The organism is Pseudomonas sp. ATCC PTA-122608 (genome assembly GCF_001952855.1).
Taxonomy (GTDB): domain Bacteria; phylum Pseudomonadota; class Gammaproteobacteria; order Pseudomonadales; family Pseudomonadaceae; genus Aquipseudomonas.
In genome coordinates this window covers 252,609-269,869 of the sequence record NZ_LPNO01000046.1, presented here as the reverse complement: position 1 = coordinate 269,869, position 17,261 = coordinate 252,609, and the positions used below count along the sequence as shown (strand labels likewise).

The 17,261-nt window shown below is 60.6% G+C and carries 21 protein-coding genes; 10 read left to right on the top strand and 11 right to left on the bottom strand.

The window, feature by feature from the left end:
* Nucleotides 1-61 precede the first annotated feature (61 nt).
* From AU074_RS27130 to AU074_RS27120, 3 genes are all read left to right on the top strand, one after another.
* The gene (locus AU074_RS27130; protein ID WP_076017343.1) at nt 62-514 is read left to right on the top strand and encodes a MarR family winged helix-turn-helix transcriptional regulator; all 453 of its coding nucleotides are present in this window, start codon (nt 62-64) and stop codon (nt 512-514) included.
* Between the two features lie 253 nt (nt 515-767).
* A complete protein-coding gene (locus AU074_RS27125) occupies nt 768-1,187 on the top strand; it encodes an organic hydroperoxide resistance protein (RefSeq protein ID WP_076017342.1) in 420 nt (139 codons plus the stop codon).
* A 26-nt stretch (nt 1,188-1,213) separates the two neighbouring features.
* Nucleotides 1,214-2,230 carry an alpha/beta hydrolase gene (locus AU074_RS27120; RefSeq protein WP_076017341.1) on the top strand — a complete coding sequence of 339 codons (1,017 nt, stop codon included), beginning with the start codon at nt 1,214-1,216 and terminating at the stop codon, nt 2,228-2,230.
* 65 nt (nt 2,231-2,295) lie between these two features.
* Here the strand turns inward: AU074_RS27120 and AU074_RS27115 are convergent, their stop codons facing one another.
* Both AU074_RS27115 and earP read right to left on the bottom strand, forming a co-directional pair.
* Nucleotides 2,296-2,868 carry an elongation factor P gene (locus AU074_RS27115; RefSeq protein ID WP_076017340.1) on the bottom strand — a complete coding sequence of 191 codons (573 nt, stop codon included), beginning with the start codon at nt 2,866-2,868 and terminating at the stop codon, nt 2,296-2,298.
* Between the two features lie 49 nt (nt 2,869-2,917).
* Nucleotides 2,918-4,051: an elongation factor P maturation arginine rhamnosyltransferase EarP gene (gene earP / locus AU074_RS27110; RefSeq protein ID WP_076017339.1), complete on the bottom strand. Its 1,134-nt coding sequence runs from the start codon at nt 4,049-4,051 to the stop codon at nt 2,918-2,920.
* Nucleotides 4,052-4,182: 131 nt separating this feature from the next.
* Here earP and AU074_RS27105 point away from each other — a divergent pair, with 131 nt between their 5' ends.
* Together AU074_RS27105 and AU074_RS27100 are read left to right on the top strand one after the other, a co-directional pair.
* The gene (locus tag AU074_RS27105) at nt 4,183-4,551 is read left to right on the top strand and encodes a hypothetical protein (protein ID WP_076017338.1); all 369 of its coding nucleotides are present in this window, start codon (nt 4,183-4,185) and stop codon (nt 4,549-4,551) included.
* 15 nt (nt 4,552-4,566) lie between these two features.
* Nucleotides 4,567-5,049: a GreA/GreB family elongation factor gene (locus AU074_RS27100; RefSeq protein WP_076017337.1), complete on the top strand. Its 483-nt coding sequence runs from the start codon at nt 4,567-4,569 to the stop codon at nt 5,047-5,049.
* Between the two features lie 5 nt (nt 5,050-5,054).
* On the opposite strand, the gene cysB is transcribed toward AU074_RS27100, so the two are convergent.
* From cysB to AU074_RS27075, 5 genes are all read right to left on the bottom strand, one after another.
* The gene (gene cysB / locus AU074_RS27095; protein WP_010176165.1) at nt 5,055-6,029 is read right to left on the bottom strand and encodes an HTH-type transcriptional regulator CysB; all 975 of its coding nucleotides are present in this window, start codon (nt 6,027-6,029) and stop codon (nt 5,055-5,057) included.
* 104 nt (nt 6,030-6,133) lie between these two features.
* A complete protein-coding gene (locus AU074_RS27090; RefSeq protein ID WP_017477371.1) occupies nt 6,134-6,634 on the bottom strand; it encodes a universal stress protein in 501 nt (166 codons plus the stop codon).
* A gap of 63 nt (nt 6,635-6,697) precedes the next feature.
* Nucleotides 6,698-7,615: a 5'-nucleotidase gene (locus tag AU074_RS27085; RefSeq protein WP_063032090.1), complete on the bottom strand. Its 918-nt coding sequence runs from the start codon at nt 7,613-7,615 to the stop codon at nt 6,698-6,700.
* A 14-nt stretch (nt 7,616-7,629) separates the two neighbouring features.
* Nucleotides 7,630-8,595 (bottom strand): putative 2-dehydropantoate 2-reductase, encoded by a 966-nt coding sequence (locus tag AU074_RS27080; protein WP_076017336.1) that lies wholly within the window; start codon nt 8,593-8,595, stop codon nt 7,630-7,632.
* Entirely contained in the window at nt 8,592-8,984 is a 393-nt protein-coding gene (locus tag AU074_RS27075; RefSeq protein WP_076017335.1) for a thioredoxin, read from the bottom strand. Before AU074_RS27075 ends, AU074_RS27080 begins: the two co-directional genes overlap by 4 nt.
* On the opposite strand from AU074_RS27075, the gene AU074_RS27070 reads away from it, so the two are divergent.
* Nucleotides 8,983-9,417, top strand: coding sequence for a PilZ domain-containing protein (locus tag AU074_RS27070; protein ID WP_076017334.1), 435 nt, complete (start codon nt 8,983-8,985; stop codon nt 9,415-9,417). The genes AU074_RS27075 and AU074_RS27070 overlap by 2 nt on opposite strands.
* Nucleotides 9,418-9,550: 133 nt before the next feature.
* The gene (locus AU074_RS27065; RefSeq protein ID WP_017477367.1) at nt 9,551-10,627 is read left to right on the top strand and encodes a 3-deoxy-7-phosphoheptulonate synthase; all 1,077 of its coding nucleotides are present in this window, start codon (nt 9,551-9,553) and stop codon (nt 10,625-10,627) included.
* Nucleotides 10,628-10,741: 114 nt separating this feature from the next.
* Here the strand turns inward: AU074_RS27065 and AU074_RS27060 are convergent, their stop codons facing one another.
* Nucleotides 10,742-11,023, bottom strand: coding sequence for a GNAT family N-acetyltransferase (locus AU074_RS27060; RefSeq protein WP_003189869.1), 282 nt, complete (start codon nt 11,021-11,023; stop codon nt 10,742-10,744).
* Between the two features lie 626 nt (nt 11,024-11,649).
* Here AU074_RS27060 and oprI point away from each other — a divergent pair.
* Nucleotides 11,650-11,901 (top strand): outer membrane lipoprotei OprI, encoded by a 252-nt coding sequence (oprI, locus tag AU074_RS27055; protein WP_003172710.1) that lies wholly within the window; start codon nt 11,650-11,652, stop codon nt 11,899-11,901.
* Nucleotides 11,902-12,033: 132 nt separating this feature from the next.
* Here the strand turns inward: oprI and AU074_RS27050 are convergent, their stop codons facing one another.
* The 3 genes from AU074_RS27050 to AU074_RS27040 all read right to left on the bottom strand — a co-directional run bounded on the left by AU074_RS27050 (nt 12,034) and on the right by AU074_RS27040 (nt 14,032).
* Nucleotides 12,034-13,002: a L,D-transpeptidase family protein gene (locus AU074_RS27050; RefSeq protein WP_076017333.1), complete on the bottom strand. Its 969-nt coding sequence runs from the start codon at nt 13,000-13,002 to the stop codon at nt 12,034-12,036.
* Between the two features lie 72 nt (nt 13,003-13,074).
* Nucleotides 13,075-13,368 (bottom strand): hypothetical protein, encoded by a 294-nt coding sequence (locus AU074_RS27045; RefSeq protein WP_003218723.1) that lies wholly within the window; start codon nt 13,366-13,368, stop codon nt 13,075-13,077.
* A gap of 58 nt (nt 13,369-13,426) precedes the next feature.
* Nucleotides 13,427-14,032: an arylesterase gene (locus AU074_RS27040; RefSeq protein ID WP_076017332.1), complete on the bottom strand. Its 606-nt coding sequence runs from the start codon at nt 14,030-14,032 to the stop codon at nt 13,427-13,429.
* Between the two features lie 10 nt (nt 14,033-14,042).
* Between AU074_RS27040 and AU074_RS27035 the strand changes: the two genes are divergently transcribed.
* Both AU074_RS27035 and AU074_RS27030 read left to right on the top strand, forming a co-directional pair.
* The gene (locus AU074_RS27035; protein ID WP_010176179.1) at nt 14,043-14,726 is read left to right on the top strand and encodes an ABC transporter ATP-binding protein; all 684 of its coding nucleotides are present in this window, start codon (nt 14,043-14,045) and stop codon (nt 14,724-14,726) included.
* Nucleotides 14,726-17,236, top strand: a complete 2,511-nt coding sequence (locus AU074_RS27030; protein WP_076017331.1) for an ABC transporter permease — start codon at nt 14,726-14,728, stop codon at nt 17,234-17,236. The genes AU074_RS27035 and AU074_RS27030 overlap by 1 nt, the downstream gene beginning before the upstream one ends.
* Nucleotides 17,237-17,261: the final 25 nt, after the last annotated feature.

Genomic DNA, 17,261 nt, shown 5'->3' with positions numbered 1-17,261 from the left:
GTCTGGCGCGTTAAAGATTTGCCCGCTAGATTCAAAACCAGACACGTTTTAAGGCACTGCCATGACCAAGCCCCTCGATACCTGCGAATCCTTGCTGCTCGACAACCAACTGTGTTTTGCCCTGCATTCCACCTCGTTGTTGATGACCAAGGTCTATAAACCCCTGCTGCAAGCCCTCGGCCTGACCTATCCGCAGTACCTGGCCATGATGGTGCTCTGGGAAGAGGATGGATTGACCGTAGGCGAAATCAGCAATCGCCTGCTGACGGATCCCGGCTCCCTGACCCCGCTGCTCAAGCGCCTGGAAGCCGAAGGCCTGCTCAGTCGCACCCGCAGCCGTGAAGACGAGCGTGTGGTGGTGGTTGAGTTGACACAAGCCGGGCGCGCCCTGCGGGACAAGGCGATGGATATTCCGCAGTGCATTCTGGGCGCCAGCGGGATGGACATCGAACAACTGCGCAAGCTGCAGGGCGATTTACTGGCGCTGCGGAAAAACTTGCAAGTCTCCCTCTAAAGGCACCACGCATCAAAAAATGTGGGAGCGGGCTTGCTCGCGAATGCGGTGTGACAGTCACTGGATGCATTGACTGATGCACAGCATTCGCGAGCAAGCCCGCCCCCACATTTGCTTGTGCAGTGCCCCGCCATCGAGCCAGGCAAAATATTTTCAAAATTTATCTTGTGCACTAACTATTAGCGCGATACATTCATCTCGCCACTTACTTAGCGCGCAAACAATTAGCGCAAATACTGACGAGGAAATCACCATGCAAACTCTCTATACCGCAGTAGCCACCGCCACCGGCGGCCGTGATGGTCGCGCTGTTTCCAGCGACAATATCCTCGATGTAAAACTCTCCACGCCAAAAGAGCTGGGCGGCGCGGGTGGCCAGGCCACCAACCCGGAACAACTGTTCGCCGCCGGCTACTCCGCCTGCTTTATCGGCGCCCTGAAATTCGTCGCCAGCCAGACCAAACGCAAAATCCCGGATGACGCTTCGATCACTGCCCACGTCGGCATCGGTCAAATCCCCGGCGGTTTCGGCCTGGACATCGACCTGCACGTCAGCCTGCCCGGCCTGGCCCAGGACGAAGCACAAAGCCTGGTCGACGCGGCCCACCAGGTCTGCCCGTACTCCAACGCCACCCGTGGCAACGTCGATGTACGCCTGCACGTGACCGTCTAACCCCACGCGGTTTTTTGGAGAAGAACATGAACACATTTGGCAAAGTACTCACCGGCACCCTGCTCGCTTTCTCGATCACCAACGCCTTTGCGGCCGGCGGCGACGTGGAGCACAACACCCAGGCGTTTCTGGATGCACTGAACGCCGGCACCGGCAAACCGATGGAGCAGCTGACGCCCAAAGAAGCTCGCGCCGTGCTGACAGGTGCCCAGTCGGGAGTAAAACTGACGCTGCCCAAGGCCGACGTCAGCCAGAAGACCATTCAGGTCGATGGCCAGCCGCTGAGCCTGACCATCGTGCGTCCGGCCGGGGTCAAGGGCACATTGCCGGTGTTCATGTTCTTCCACGGCGGTGGCTGGGTACTCGGGGATTTCCCGACCCACGAGCGGCTGGTGCGTGACCTGGTGGTGGGGTCGGGAGCGGCGGCGGTATTCGTCAACTACACGCCATCCCCTGAAGCGCACTACCCGGTGGCGATCAACCAGGCGTACGGCGCAACGAAGTGGGTGGCCGAACACGGCAGCGAGATCGACGTCGATGGCAATCGCCTGGCCGTCGCCGGCAACAGCGTCGGCGGCAACATGGCGGCAGTGGTCAGCCTGATGGCCAAAGACAAAGGCACCCCAAAGATCAAGTTCCAACTGCTGTTGTGGCCGGTGACCGATGCAAACTTCGACACAGGCTCCTACAACCAGTTTGCCGAAGGCCACTTCCTGACCCGAAACATGATGAAGTGGTTCTGGGACAACTACACCACCGATGCCAAGCAGCGCGCCGAGATCTATGCGTCGCCGCTGCGGGCCACCACCGCACAGCTCAAGGGTTTGCCACCTACGTTGATTCAGACCGCTGGCTCCGATGTGCTGCGTGACGAAGGCGAAGCCTACGCCCGCAAGCTGGATGAAGCCGGTGTGCCGGTGACCGCCGTGCGCTACAACGGCATGATCCATGACTACGGTTTGCTGAACGTCGTCAGCCAGGTGCCGGAAGTTCGCTCGGCGCTGCTGCAAGCGTCCGAGGAGCTGAAGCAACACTTGAAATAAAAAACAGCGCCCACAAAAAAGCCCGACTCATGGTCGGGCTTCTTGTTGTACCGGTGGCGCAAGAATTACTTCTTGGCGCGACCTTTGTACGAACCACCTTCACGGGTGTCGATCTCGATCATGTCGCCGATTTCGATGAAATCTGCAACCTGCAGTTCGGTACCGTTGCTCAGTTTGGCAGGCTTCATCACCTTGCCCGAAGTGTCGCCGCGAGCGGAACCTTCGGTGTAGTCGACCTTACGCACGATGGTGGTCGGCAGCTCTACGGAAACCAGGCGCTCTTCGAAGAAAATGGCTTCGCAGACGTCGTCCATGCCTTCTTCGATGAACGGCAGAACGGCTTCGATATCTTCAGCGTTCAGCTCGTACATGGTGTAGTCGGTGGTGTCCATGAACGTGTAGGTGTCGCCGCTGATGAAGGACAGGGTCGCTTCTTTGCGGTCGAGGATCACGTCGTCCAGTTTGTCATCGGCGCTGTAGACGATCTCGGTCTTGTAACCGGTCAGCAGGTTCTTCAGCTTGGTCTTCATGATTGCGCTGTTACGACCAGACTTGGTGAACTCAGCTTTCTGAACCAGCCAAGGGTCGTTTTCGAGACGGATCACTGTACCGGGTTTCAGTTCTTTACCAGTTTTCATTGCGAATATCCGAAATTTGGATGGGATTTACAAAAATCAAGGTCGCGTATCATATCCAATTTACATAAAACTGTACCAGCGCCGTCGCAAGATCGGTCCGCGAGCCTTGTTCCAGAGCCCATTTCTCGGCATTCGCGGTTACTTCCGGCCAGTGTTCCAGCAACATTTTCCAGCTATGTGCCATATCGCCATCAGCGTTCCAGGCTTGCCAAAGGCTGACCAACGCGGTTTTCGCGGCGGGTGAAAGGCCGTTGGTATACAGCTCGAGGAAGGCATCGAGTTTGTCCAGGTGAATGTCTTCGTCCTGGCGATAGATGTGCCACAACAACGGCCGACCCGCCCATTGCGCCCGCACAAACGAGTCTTCACCGCGTACGGCATTGAAGTCGCAGCACCACAACAGGCGGTCGTATTGCTCCTGGCGCACGAATGGCAGCACTTGCACCGTCAGGGCATCGCGCTGGAACACATCGCCGACGCTCAACGACTCGACACCCAGCCAGCGCTGCACGTCACCGAGAATTCGCCCTTCGGGCACCAGCAGATGAGTGGCGCGTCCATCGGCCGCCAGCACGTCGAGCCAACTGGCCAGCCCGGCGTTTTCATAGGCGAACAACGACATCAGTCGCGCACCGGCTGCCGGGAAAACCCCGAGCGCCTGCAAAAAGTGTTGCCGGGCGATGGCGTCTTGCTGGAAGGCATCGCGCTGTTCCAGCAGCCCGTCCTCACGCAGCAAGCCGCCGGTACCGGGACGAAACCCCGGAAAGAAGAAGTACTTTTGCACGCCCTTGAATTTCACCGATGGCAGGCCGTGACAGCCGACCACCCAGTCCTCGGCGCTCAGGTAATCCAGGTTCATCCACAGCGGCGTGCGTTCGCGCGCGGCCATCGCTTCCATATAGTCCGGCGGCAGTTGGCAGGCGAACGCAGCGATCACCACGTCTGCCGCGTCGGTCGCCGGCCAGTCGGCTGGCCAGTAGCGCACGTCAACGCCCTCTTGCCACTGCTGGTGCACCTGCACGTCAATCTCGGGGCACATGCGTTCGAACGCCCGCAGGTCATCGACCCACAAACGCACCGCGCAACCTTGTTCCGCCACCAATTGCCGGGCCAGGCGCCAGGTCACGCCGATGTCGCCGTAGTTATCGACGACGCTGCAAAAAATATCCCAGCGGGCTTTCATTCCGGGCTCCAACGCTCAAAGGCTCGATTGTCCGTATAAATGCCTCGATTGCGAAGGGTTGATCGCGATTATTCTGCGCGTGGCTGTGGGACAATCGGCGCCATGCCGCACGTGCCTGCCAGGAGGCCACCATGTCTGATCGTTCGTTCTCGCTGTTCAAGCTCAGCATCGCCGTGGCCTTCGGCCTGTGGCTGGGGTTTATTGCCATCGTGCTGAGCCTGTGGCTGGCGTCCCGCTACCTGCCTGAGCAAACCGTAGCCCCAGTGGCCCGAGTGGTGCAGCAGCTGGGCAAGCCGGAGGTGGTTGCACCGGAGCCGCCGAACCGAATGTTCGAGCAGTACCAGGAGAACCTCCGCAAGCAGGAGCAACAGCAAACCCTGGAGCAGGCCCGCAACAACCCGCGCAACCTGTCCAACCCCAAATGCCAGTTCTGGCTGCAACAGGACCAGAACGCTCCCAACGACAAGAGCCGGGCCAACGTCCTGCAATTTTGCGATTGATCACGAAAGCCGCCCATGAATAAGCACGCCGTTCACCAACTGGTCCTGGACAAACTCGCGGTCGATCTCGATATCGCCCAGCGCGCCGCGCAAACCGCGTATGAAACCGCGACCCACGAAGAAAACATCGCCGAGAACAAGTACGACACCCTGGGGCTGGAAGCGTCCTACCTGGCCGCAGGCCAGGCCCGGCGCGTCGAAGAAATCAAGCAGGCGCTGACGCTCTGCCAGAACATGCAACTGCGTGCCTACGATGACCACCGCGGTATCGAGGTGGGCGCATTGCTGGGGCTGGTGGATGAAAACGATCGCCAGCAGTGGCTATTCCTGGCACCGGACGGCGCAGGGTTGAAGGTCGATGTGGTGGGGCAACCGGTGACCGTCATCACCCCACGCTCGCCTCTGGGCAAAAGCCTGCTGGGCAAGTTCGAAGGGGATGAGGTGGAGATTCTGGTGGGGGGCGCTCGGCAACAGTTTGCTGTTACCGAGGTCAAGTAAGCCGATCAGTGAACCGGCAGTTCAACGCCGTCGAACAGCTCTTCCAGCTCCTGCTTGTTATGGCACTGGATGGCCTTGGCCATCACTTCGCGCGTCAGGTGCGGCGCGAATTTCTCGATGAAGTCGCACATGAAACCGCGCAGGAAGGTGCCGCGACGGAAACCGATCTTGGTCACACTGGACTCGAACAGTTCGCTGGCATCAAGCACCACCAGGTCACTGTCGAGCTTGGTATCGACCGCCATCTTGGCGACGATACCGACGCCCAGGCCCAGGCGTACATAAGTCTTGATGACGTCGGCGTCGGCAGCGGTGAACACCACTTTCGGCGTCAGGCCACGATGGCTGAAGGCTTCGTCAAGTTTCGAACGGCCGGTAAAACCGAATACGTAAGTCACGATCGGGTACTCAGCCAGGGCTTCCAGGGTCAGCTTCGGCAGCTTGGCCAGTGGGTGACCTTGAGGCACTACCACACAGCGGTTCCAGCGATAGCACGGCATCATCACCAGGTCGCCGAACAACTCCAGGGCTTCGGTGGCAATCGCGAAATCGACGGTGCCGTCGGCGGCCATCTCGGCGATCTGCATCGGCGAACCCTGGTGCATGTGCAACGCCACGTCCGGGTACTGCTTGATAAAGCTGCTGATCACCGGCGGCAGCGCATAACGCGCCTGGGTGTGGGTGGTGGCGATCGACAGGGTGCCCTTCTTCTCGTTGGAGAATTCCTGGGCGATCTGCTTGATGCTTTCGACCTTGCGCAGGATCTCGCCGGCGGTGGTGATGATGCGCTCACCGGCCGGGGTGACGCGGGTCAGGTGCTTGCCGCTGCGCGCGAACACTTCAACGCCCAACTCATCTTCGAGCAGGCGGATCTGCTTGCTGATACCGGGTTGCGAGGTGTAAAGGCTTTGAGCAGTAGCGGAAACGTTGAGGTCGTGGTGCGCCACTTCCCAGATGTAGCGCAGTTGTTGAAGCTTCATATGTGTCCCTCAAAGCGGATAGACGCCACGGGTATCAGCGACGGTATATAACTATATTAAAGGTTAGACGTATAAATCTAGAACTTTTTATCGTTTTCTACCAATCACACGTCATCACTGCGACGACGCTGCAACAGCGGCACCAGGTACACCGGCACCTGCGACAACTGCAGCACCCGTGCGGCGGTTCTCCCCAGGGGCGTTGCCACCCCGACCGCCTGGCTGTGACTACCTACGATCAACAAATCCACGGAGAGTTTCTGCGACTGGTCGAGAATCACTTCACAGGGATCGCCCTGGATCACTCGCACCGAACGGATCAACTTGAGGTCCTGCTCCCCTTCCCCCAGTTCCTCGCGAAAACTGTCGAGCACCCGTTGCTCGATGGTCGCCATCACCGTTGTCAGCCCCTGGCTTTGCCATTCACTCAAGGCCTTCTCATCAAGGTAGCTCTGCAACACGGATTCGGCGAACAGCCCGATGGGCTCGACCACGTGAATCACGTACAGATCAGCCTTGAACGTTCGCGCCAGCGCCAGGGCATGTTGCATCACATAAGGCGCATACAGACCCAGATCAGTGGCGTACAGCATCGAACGAATCATAGAACCTCCTGGGCAGCCAGGATGGCGGGGATTGATTCAGCTTAGCAGCGCCTTTGGCAGTGCTCAGCCCTCGGTCTGAATTTTCAACTCGTTACTGATGCCATGGGGTACGTGCCCGGTGGCCACGAACTCCCGGGCCTTCTCGCAATGCCCTTCCTGGTCATCGAAAAACACATCGGCGGCAAAGGCCTCAAGGAACGCCGACTTCTCCAGGCCACCGAGGAACAGCGACTCGTCGAGACGGATGTCCCATTCGCGCAGCGTGCGAATCACCCGCTCGTGGGAAGGCGCCGAACGGGCCGTGACCAGCGCGGTGCGGATCGGGCAGGACTCGTCCGGGAACTCACGTTGCAACAAATTGAGCGCCGCCAGGAAGCCCTTGAACGGTCCGCCGCGCAAAGGCTCGCGTGCCGACTCCCGCTCGCTGGCCTGGAAGGCTTCAAGACCTCCCGACTGATAGACGCGCTCGGACTCGTCGGAAAACAGCACCGCGTCACCATCGAAGGCGATCCGCAATTCAGCACTCGAGGCCCGACGTGCACCGCCCGACAGAATCGTCGCTGCGGCAAACCCGGCATCCAGGGCGCTGCGCACATCCTCGGCATGGGTGGACAGAAACAGGTGGCAACCAAACGCCGCCAGATAAGGATAAGGACTGCGCCCGCCGACAAACGCAGCGCGGGAGATATCCAGGCCGTAATGCTGGATCGAATTGAACACCCGCAGGCCGGTGTCGGCACTGTTGCGCGACACCAGCACCACCTCGACCCGGGCACGGCCGAGGCTGGCGTTGAGGCTCAGGAGTTTCTTCACCAGCGGGAAGGCGTCGCCGGGCTCGAGGATTTCATCCTCGTGGTCGATCTGGTACTTGCGATAGGTCTCGACCCCTTGGGCCAGGTAGACCTTGTGGCTTTCGCTCAGGTCGAACAGCGCCCGCGAGGAAATCGCCAGCACCAGTTTGTCGCCCAATCCCTTTGCCATGGTGTTCCCCCCAATCAGCGGTTATGCCGATCCATAAAACTCAAGGCCTGGTAGAGCGCCTGCATGCGTGGCAATTCACAACCGGCCGCTTTTGCCGCAGCCAAGGGCCGTGCGTAAATCGCCGCCAGTTCCAGCGGGCGCTTGTTCGCGTAATCGTGATACATGCTGGGCAGGTAGTCATCCATGCTTTCGGTCATGGTGAACATCTGCCCGGCGTAACTGGCGGGGATTTCATGCCCGCAGGCGTGGGCGGCCTGTACCACTTCGGCCATCAGCGCCTGAATCAGTTCGCGACTCGACTCATCCGCCATCATCGCCGTAGTGCCGGTGCCGAACAATACGGAGAGACCGTTGTAAGGCACGTTCCACACCAGTTTATGCCAGCGTGCCTGATGCACATTGGCCATGGCCTGGGAGTCGATACCGGCCTGGTGAAACAGCGCGGCGCCTTCTTCGACAATCGCCTGCCGGCTGGCGTCGTCGTTAGCTGCCGGACCACTGTGGTAACCCAGGTTGACCCGGCCCAGCGCCTGATGCTCGACAACGCCGGGGCCGGAGCGGTGCACGCCGATGTAGCACAGGCCACCCAGCAGGTGCAGCGACGGCGGCAGGTGTTCACGCAGGCTGTCCTCTACGTCGAGGCCATTTTGCAGCAGGATTATCTTGGCGTCCGGGGCGGCGACCTGAGCGATGGTCGGGGCCAGCTCGACATTCCCCGTCGACTTGGTGCCCACCAGCAGCCAGTCGCATGGCGGCATGTCCGCGGCGCGGGCATAGGCCTGCACCGGGTGCAGGTGCAAGGTCCCGTGGAGGGTGCTGTTAAGTTGCAGGCCGCGCTCACTGACTGCCGCGTACTCGCTGCGCAGCAGGAAATGCACATCGAATCCGGCACGCGCGAGCATCACACCATAGAAGCCACCGATGGCCCCGGTGCCGATAATCCCGATCCGTGGCGACTGTGTTTTTGCAACTTCGGTCATGGCAATTCCTCTGGTATTCGTTTGAGCGCCTGCTGCACACCCTGAGTCAGGTCGCCGGCGGTCAGACGCGTCAGTGACGCTAATATTCCATGGAGTTTCCCGTCACACACCACAAACAACGCCGGCAGATGAAAGATTTCGTAGCGTTCCACCGCGCCGCCATTGTGGCCTGCATCCACCCAACAGACCCGGTCCACGGGCAAATCCCAACCGGGCAGTTGCTGGTGCAGGAAGCGGCAGCGCGAGCATCCGTCGCCGGTGAACACCACCAGCGAGGTGCCGGAAAGCCCCAATAATTGCTGGTCGATATCCAGATCGGTAAGGTGCAGTTCTTTCACTATACTGCTGCCACCGCCGTCAACTGGACGGTGCTCGGAGTCCGTGTGCATGGGTCGTTTCTTTCCTCACCCTGATGATGTCGCTGTCGAATTAACCCAACGTCCCATGTCCGGCATTTCCCGCCAACGGCTGCACACTATCGGCCTGGGCGGCGTCGCATGCAATTACCCTCGCGCCTGGCGCCAGGGCACCGCCATCGAGATGCGCATCCCTTCATTGGGCCTCACGGCCCGCTATCCGGGCTATGTAGCGTGGTGCCGCAAGGCTGAAAACGGCTACCGCGTCGGCATCACCTTTACTGATGAGCAGGCCTTGTTCGGGGCACGGATGGGCGAGCAAGTGTGCCAGATCCAACGTTACTGCCGACTCCACGAAGGCGCCAGGCCAACACCCCGGCAGAGCGAAGCGCTGGCCCGGGAATGGGTCACGCGCCATGCCGGCGAGTTCTCCCAGGAGGCTTTTGTGCAGCCAGTGCTGGATTAAAGCGACCTTTGCCCATTGTCTCGCAACCTTGTAACGCGCTAAGGTTCGGCTCCCCGCTGCACTTAAATCATGCTGTGCTCCGCCGCACGGGGATCGCTGGCGGCCGGCACCCGTGACCCTGACGAGTAACACGATGGCTGATTTACCGATCAACGACCTTAACGTCGAATCCAACGAGACCCTGATCACGCCCGATCAGCTCAAGCGCGAAATCCCCCTGAGCGACGCTGCCCTGCAGACCGTCACCAAGGGTCGCGAAGTCATCCGTGAGATTCTCGACGGCACCGACCACCGCCTGTTCGTGGTCATCGGGCCGTGCTCGATCCATGACCTCAAGGCTGCCCACGAATACGCCGAGCGCCTGAAGGTGCTGGCGGCAGAAGTGTCCGACACCTTGTACCTGGTGATGCGCGTCTATTTCGAGAAGCCGCGTACCACCGTCGGCTGGAAAGGCTTGATCAACGACCCGTACCTGGACGACTCCTTCAAGATCCAGGATGGCCTGCACATCGGTCGTCAATTGCTGCTGGACCTCGCCGAAATGGGCCTGCCGACGGCAACCGAAGCCCTGGACCCGATTTCCCCGCAGTACCTGCAAGACCTGATCAGCTGGTCGGCGATTGGCGCACGTACCACCGAATCCCAGACTCACCGGGAAATGGCTTCCGGCCTGTCCTCGGCGGTCGGTTTCAAGAACGGTACCGACGGCGGCCTGACTGTGGCGATCAACGCCCTGCAGTCGGTGTCCAGCCCGCACCGTTTCCTGGGTATCAACCAGGAAGGTGGCGTGTCCATCGTCACCACCAAAGGCAATGCCTACGGTCACGTGGTGCTGCGTGGCGGCAACGGCAAGCCCAACTATGATTCGGTCAGCGTGGCCCTGTGCGAACAGGCGCTGAACAAGGCGAAGATCAAGCCGAACATCATGGTCGATTGCAGCCACGCCAACTCCAACAAGGACCCGGCTCTGCAACCGCTGGTGATGGAGAACGTGGCCAACCAGATTCTGGAAGGCAACCAGTCGATCATCGGCCTGATGGTCGAAAGCCACCTCAACTGGGGCTGCCAGGCGATTCCAAAGGATCTGGCCGACCTGCAATACGGCGTGTCGATCACCGATGCCTGCATCGACTGGGCTGCCACCGAGACCACCTTGCGCAGCATGCATGCCAAGCTCAAGGACGTGTTGCCCAAGCGCCAACGCGGCTGAGCAAACACTGCGGACACAAAAACGCCGGGCTAAACCCGGCGTTTTTTTTGATCGTTCCCACGCTTTGCGTGGGAATGCATCCTGGGATGCTCTGCGTCCCGCCTTACTCAATGCTCAAAGCTTTGCGGCATGGCGCTGGTGGCGCTCCATGTAGCGCTCCACGTAAGAGCAGGACGGGATCACCGTATAACCTGCCTCTTCGGCGAACTTCAACGCTTCCTCGGTGAGCGCAGCAGCAATGCCACGGCCTCGCAATGCGTTGGGCACGAAGGTGCGATAGATATCCAGGGTCTGCTTCCCAAGGTCCATATAGGTCAGATAGGCACGATGACCGTCCACATTGGTCTCGAACTGATGACCAGCCTGGTCATGGTGGATGGACAACGCCTCGCTCATCACTACTCCTCGCGGGTCTTGGTTTCTGACCCCTACCTTACCGATGTTTTTCCGGCGAAGGAACATCTACGCCACCCGGTGCCGGTTTCGACAACGAGAAAAGCCGCCAGTGCCTCGCACTAGCGCTCACAACCAACACAGGGAAATAGTAGGCGCCAATCGCACAATTGCTCAAGACGCGCTCGTCTTCCGTTGCGCTGGCGGACATAGAAAGGGCCAATCGAGCATCCTTAGGTCGATGGCCTGAACATTGCCGGCAGTTGAAGCTTGAGACGAACACGCGCTCTTAAAGTCACCTCAACATGCACAAAAGATACCGAAGACCGAAAAGACAATCTGAACAATAGTGTCAGGGACGATATATAAAATGACTTATGTTTACATGGCTTAACACATGCCAGCCGGCCCTTTCAGGCTGGATCCAATCCTCGGCCGAGTGCAAGAATCTGGATATTTTTTATACAGACTCTCAAAAGATTAGCCAAAATAGATTGGCCGCGAGAATTTTTTTTGCTTCTTGCGCTACGTCAGTTTACTTACTACAAGTAATGGGTAGTATGTACGCCGGCTATTAGCTCACTCTGAGAGAATAGTCATTTAATAGAAAGTCCTTGAAGGGGAACACGATGAACAACGTTCTGAAATTCTCTGCTCTGGCTCTGGCCGCAGTTCTGGCTACCGGTTGCAGCAGCGTCTCCAAAGAAACCGAAGCTCGTCTGACTGCAACTGAAGACGCAGCAGCTCGCTCCCAGGCTCGTGCAGACGAAGCCTATCGTAAAGCTGATGAAGCTCTGGCTGCTGCTCAAAAAGCACAACAGACTGCTGACGAAGCTAACGAGCGCGCTCTGCGCATGCTTGAAAAAGCAAGCCGCAAGTAATAATCCTTCGGGGTTGTTATCAAGCCGGTCCATTCTTGGATCGGCTTTTTTTTGCCCGCAATTCGGCTGGATTCCAGACAATAAAAAACCCGTCACCGCGCGAGGCGATAACGGGTTATGGATCGTGCAGGCTTATTGCTGCAGATCTACCGGCGTACTCGACACCATTGGCGCCCCGCCCGGTACACCGATTTCCGTCGGCAAACCGTCTTCGGCGGCAACGACGTCACGCACCTGGTCCCAGTTGACCCGCAGGTTGTTGGACAAGTCTTCACGCTTGAGCAAAGCGTTGATCACCGCAGTGTGCTTGTCGACGACCGATGGAGTGCCATCGTCGTTCAACGGCGTATGCGCCTCCAGGTAAACCTTGCCCCCGGCTGCGCCGAACTTGTAGGCATCGTTGATAATCCGCACCGACGTCCCTACCGGCACCATGTCGGCCATTTCCAGCACGTTGTTGTTGAACATGCGGAAGCAACCGTGGCTGGTACGGGTACCGATGCCGAACTTCATGTTGGAACCGTGGATCAGGTAGCCGGGCGTGCCCAGGGTGAACTTGAACGGCCCCAACGGGTTGTCCGGGCCAGCCGGCACCACGTTCGGCAACGGGTCGCCATTGGCGGCGTGTTCGGCCTTGATCGAGGCTGGCGGGGTCCAGGTCGGGTTCGGGATCTTGCCCGTGATCGTGGTGTGAGCCACCGGTGAACCCCAGCCTTCACGGCCAATCCCCAACGGGAACGTGTACACCACGTTCTGACCCTTGGGATAGTAATAGAGCCGGTATTCCGCCAGGTTGATCACGATGCCTTCACGCGGGCCGGGCGGCAGGATGAAGCGCGTCGGCAACACGATCTCGGTACCCGCCCCCGGCAACCAGGCATCGACGCCCGGGTTGGCCGCGACCATCTCCGAATAGCCCAGGTCGTAGGTGGTGCCCAGGTCAGCGAAGGTATCTTCGTACTTGGCCTTGATCACCTGGACCTGGCCAACGATATCTTCACCCGGTGGCGGCAAAGGCAACTGCAACGCTGCAGCGGAACCGGCCGCGCAGATCGCAGCAAGAGACAGGCAGCAGGTGACGGCGGAAAGGCGCGACAACATCCGGGAATTCCTTCGCAGATCGACGGGTAGTAAAAAATGGATTGTACACGGCTGCCCGGCGGGCACCCATATTCAAAGTTCGAAGCGCAGCTCTGGCCAGATCGGCGGTGTACCGCGCTTTTGCGACTCGAGGATCGCCCGGCACAGGGGGCACAAACGCTGGTCCTGGAAGATCGAGCGATCCACCGACGACCAGCGCGGCTGGGCAGGCAGTAACGTACCGCAGAGGGTGCGGTCGATCGACCCGCCCAACTCCAATTGACGCGTCACCAGATGCACCCGGACTTCCTGGCAGGCGAACAGATCCAGCTGTTCGTCAGGCTCGATCAGTTGGTAGGCAAACAGGGACCAGGCAGGACGCGACATCGGGGGCTCCAAATCGGGGGGGCGCCACCTTAGCCGAAAGACCGCTGCTAGAAAAGCGTCATAGCAGTGGTTTTAGCGTCGGCCAGACATTTTCCAGCAACTTGCCCTGCGCGCCAACCGCCGGGTGCAATTGGTCAGCCTGCATCAGCTCCGGATGACCACCGACGCCTTCAAGGAAAAACGGCACCAGCGGGACGCTTTTTTCCTTGGCCAGGGCCGCGTAGACATTGGCAAACGCGGTGGTGTATTTCGGCCCGTAATTAGGCGGCAACTGCATGCCTAACAGCAGCACCTTGGCACCGCTGGCCTTGGACTGGTCGATCATCGATGCAAGATTTTGTTTCAATTGCGCGGGGGGCTGCCCACGCAGGCCGTCATTGCCGCCCAGCTCAATGATCACCAGGTCTGGCTTATGCTCTGCAAGCGCCGCCGGCAGCCGCGCCAGGCCTCCGGCACTGGTGTCGCCGCTGATGGAGGCGTTGACCACTTTATCGTCGAAACCTTCGCTCTTGAGCCGTTGTCCCAACAACGCTACCCACCCTTTGCTGGTATCCAGTCCGAAACCGGCACTGATACTATCGCCAACGATCAGGACTGTACCCGCCGCTGCGTTCTGGGCCATGCACATCAAGGCCAGGCCAGCACTCAAAAACCACATTCGCATTGGATTCTCCATGGGCGCAAGCATTCTCACCGCGCGAAACCTTAGCAAAGTGGTTCCCAGCGCGGAAGGTGAACTGACTATCCTGCACGAACTGAGCCTGGAACTGAACAAGGGCGATAGCCTGGCTATCGTCGGCGCCTCCGGTTCCGGCAAATCCACCCTCCTCGGCCTGCTGGCCGGCCTCGACCTGCCGAGCAGTGGCGAAGTCACCCTCGCTGGCCAAGCCCTGAGTACCCTCGACGAAGACCAGCGTGCGCGCATCCGCGCCGAGCACGTCGGCTTTGTGTTCCAGTCCTTCCAGTTGCTCGACAGCCTCAATGCACTGGAAAACGTGATGCTGCCGTTGGAACTGGACGGCCGCAAGGACGCCCGCGAACGTGCCAGGCACCTGCTGGAGCGCGTCGGCCTGGGCCAGCGCCTCACTCACTCACCGCGCCAACTCTCGGGTGGCGAGCAGCAACGGGTAGCGATTGCCCGGGCGTTTGCCGCCGAACCGGACGTGCTGTTTGCCGACGAACCTACCGGCAATCTCGACAGCCACACCGGCGAACGCATCAGCGACTTGTTGTTCGAACTCAACAAAGAGAGCGGCACGACCCTGGTGCTGGTGACCCATGACGAGCGCCTGGCCCACCGCTGCCGCCGCCTGATCCGTCTTGAAGCCGGCCTGATGGTCGCGCCCCTGGAGCCTTGATGGCACGCTTGCCCTTTTTGCGCCTGTTCAGCCTTGCCCTTCGCCAGTTGCTGCGCGATGCCCGCGCCGGCGAACTGCGCGTGCTGTTCTTCGCCCTGCTGGTGGCCGTCGCCGCCAGCACCGCCATTGGCTACTTCGGCGCACGCCTGAACAGCGCCATGATGTTGCGTGCCACGGAATTCCTCGCGGCCGACCTGGTGCTGGAAGGCAGCTCGCCCGCCCGTACCGAGCAAATCCAGAGTGGTACCGAGCTGGGCTTGCAGCACGCCAGGGTGGTGGAGTTCTCCAGCGTGATTGCCACCGACAATGGCATCCAGCTGTCCAGCATCAAGGCGGTCAACGACGAGTATCCGTTGCGCGGCGAGCTGAAGAGCGCCGCAGAACCCTTCGCCGAAGAAACCGCCGGGGGTGGTCCCAAGCCCGGTGAAGCCTGGGTGGAGGCACGGCTGCTGACGGCACTGAACCTGAAAATCGGCGACAGCATCGACGTCGGCATGAAGACCCTGCGCCTGGCCCGCGTGCTGACCTACGAGCCGGACCGCGCCGGCAACTTCTATAGCCTGACGCCCAGGGTGATGATCAACCTGGCCGATCTCGAGGCCACCGGCGTGGTGCAGCCCGGCAGCCGCGTCAGTTATCGCGACCTCTGGCGCGCGCCCCAAGGCGGCACCGTACTGCAAACCTATCGCGACCTGGTCAAGCCCGGCCTGGCTGCCAACCAGCGGCTGCAGGATGCCCGGGACGGCAACCAGCAGATCGGTGGCGCACTGGGCAAAGCCGAGCGTTACTTGAACATGGCCAGCCTGGTGGCGGTATTGCTCTCGGGCGTGGCGGTGGCGCTGTCGGCGAACCGCTTCGCCAGTAGACGCTTTGATGCCAGTGCCTTATTGCGCTGTCTCGGGCTGTCCCGGCGCGAGACCATGTTGCTGTTCAGCCTGCAATTGACCGTGCTGGGCCTGCTGGCCAGCCTGACCGGCGCCCTGCTCGGCTGGCTCGCGCAATTGGGGCTGTTTGCGCTGTTGCATGACCTGCTGCCGGCGGACGTTCCACCCGGTGGGCTGTTGCCAGCGATTGCCGGGATTGGCACCGGGCTGGTCGCCCTCGCCGGTTTCGCCCTGCCGCCATTGGCCGCGCTGGGGCGCGTGCCTCCGCTGCGGGTACTGCGACGCGACCTGCTGCCGATCCCTTCCAGCACATGGATGGTCTACGGTGCCGCGCTGTTCGCCCTGGGCCTGATCATGTGGCGCTTGAGCCTCGACCTGGTGCTGACCTTCGCCCTGCTGGGCGGCGGCGTGATTGCCGCGCTGATTCTCGGCGGCCTGCTCCTGCTGCTGTTGCAGAGCCTTCGACGCCTGCTGGCCCGGGCCTCCCTGCCCTGGCGCCTGGGGTTGGGCCAGTTGCTGCGTCATCCCTTGGCGGCAGCGGGCCAGTCCCTGGCATTCGGGCTGATCCTGTTGTCCATGGGCTTGATCGCGCTGCTGCGTGGCGAACTGCTGGACACCTGGCAAAACCAGTTGCCCAAGGACGCCCCCAATTATTTCGCGCTGAACATCCTGCCCGCCGACAAAGACACCTTCGGCGCACGCCTGCTGGAATTGCAGGCGCAGTCTGCACCGCTGTATCCGGTAGTGCCGGGCCGATTGATCAGCATCAATGGCGCCCCGGTGCAGGAAATTGTGAGCAAGGACTCCAGCGGCGATCGTGCTGTACAGCGCGACTTGAGCCTGACCTGGGCCGCCGACCTGCCGCCAGGCAACAAGCTGACGGCGGGTTCCTGGTGGACGGCGCAACCCACCGACGAGATTCCCGGCGTCTCGGTGGAGGCCAAGGTCGCTGACAGCCTGAAACTCAAGCTCAACGATCATCTGGTATTCACCGTCGGCGGGGAAAACCGTGAAGCGCGGGTCACCAGCCTGCGGGAAATCAACTGGGATAACTTCCAGCCGAACTTCTTCATGATCTTCCAGCCAGGCACCTTGAAAGACCTGCCTACCACCTACCTGACCAGCTTCTACCTGGCGCCCGGCCATGACCAGCAGATCGTCGACCTGTCCCGGGCCTTCCCGGCAGTGACCATCCTGCAAGTGGAGGCGCTGCTTGAACAGCTGCGCAGCATCCTCGCCCAGGTCACCCTGGCGGTGGAGTACGTGCTGTTGTTTGTCCTGGCTGCGGGGATGGCGGTGTTGTTCTCCGGGCTCCAGGCAACCCTTGACGAGCGGATTCGCCAAGGTGCCCTGCTGCGGGCGCTGGGGGCGGAGCGCAAGTTGCTGGTCAAGGCGCGGCGTATCGAGTTCGGGCTGTTGGGCGCGGTCAGCGGCCTGTTGGCGGCGCTGGGTACGGAACTGGTGACACTGGTGCTGTATCGCTACGCGTTCGACCTGGCTTGGCACCCACATCCGTGGCTGTTGCTGCTGCCGGTGATCGGTGCAGTGCTGATCGGCGGTGCCGGCGTGTTTGGCACTCGCCGCGCGCTGAATGCCAGCCCGTTGACGGTGCTGCGCGAGGGCTGAAAACGCAAATGGCCCGCCCTCTGCC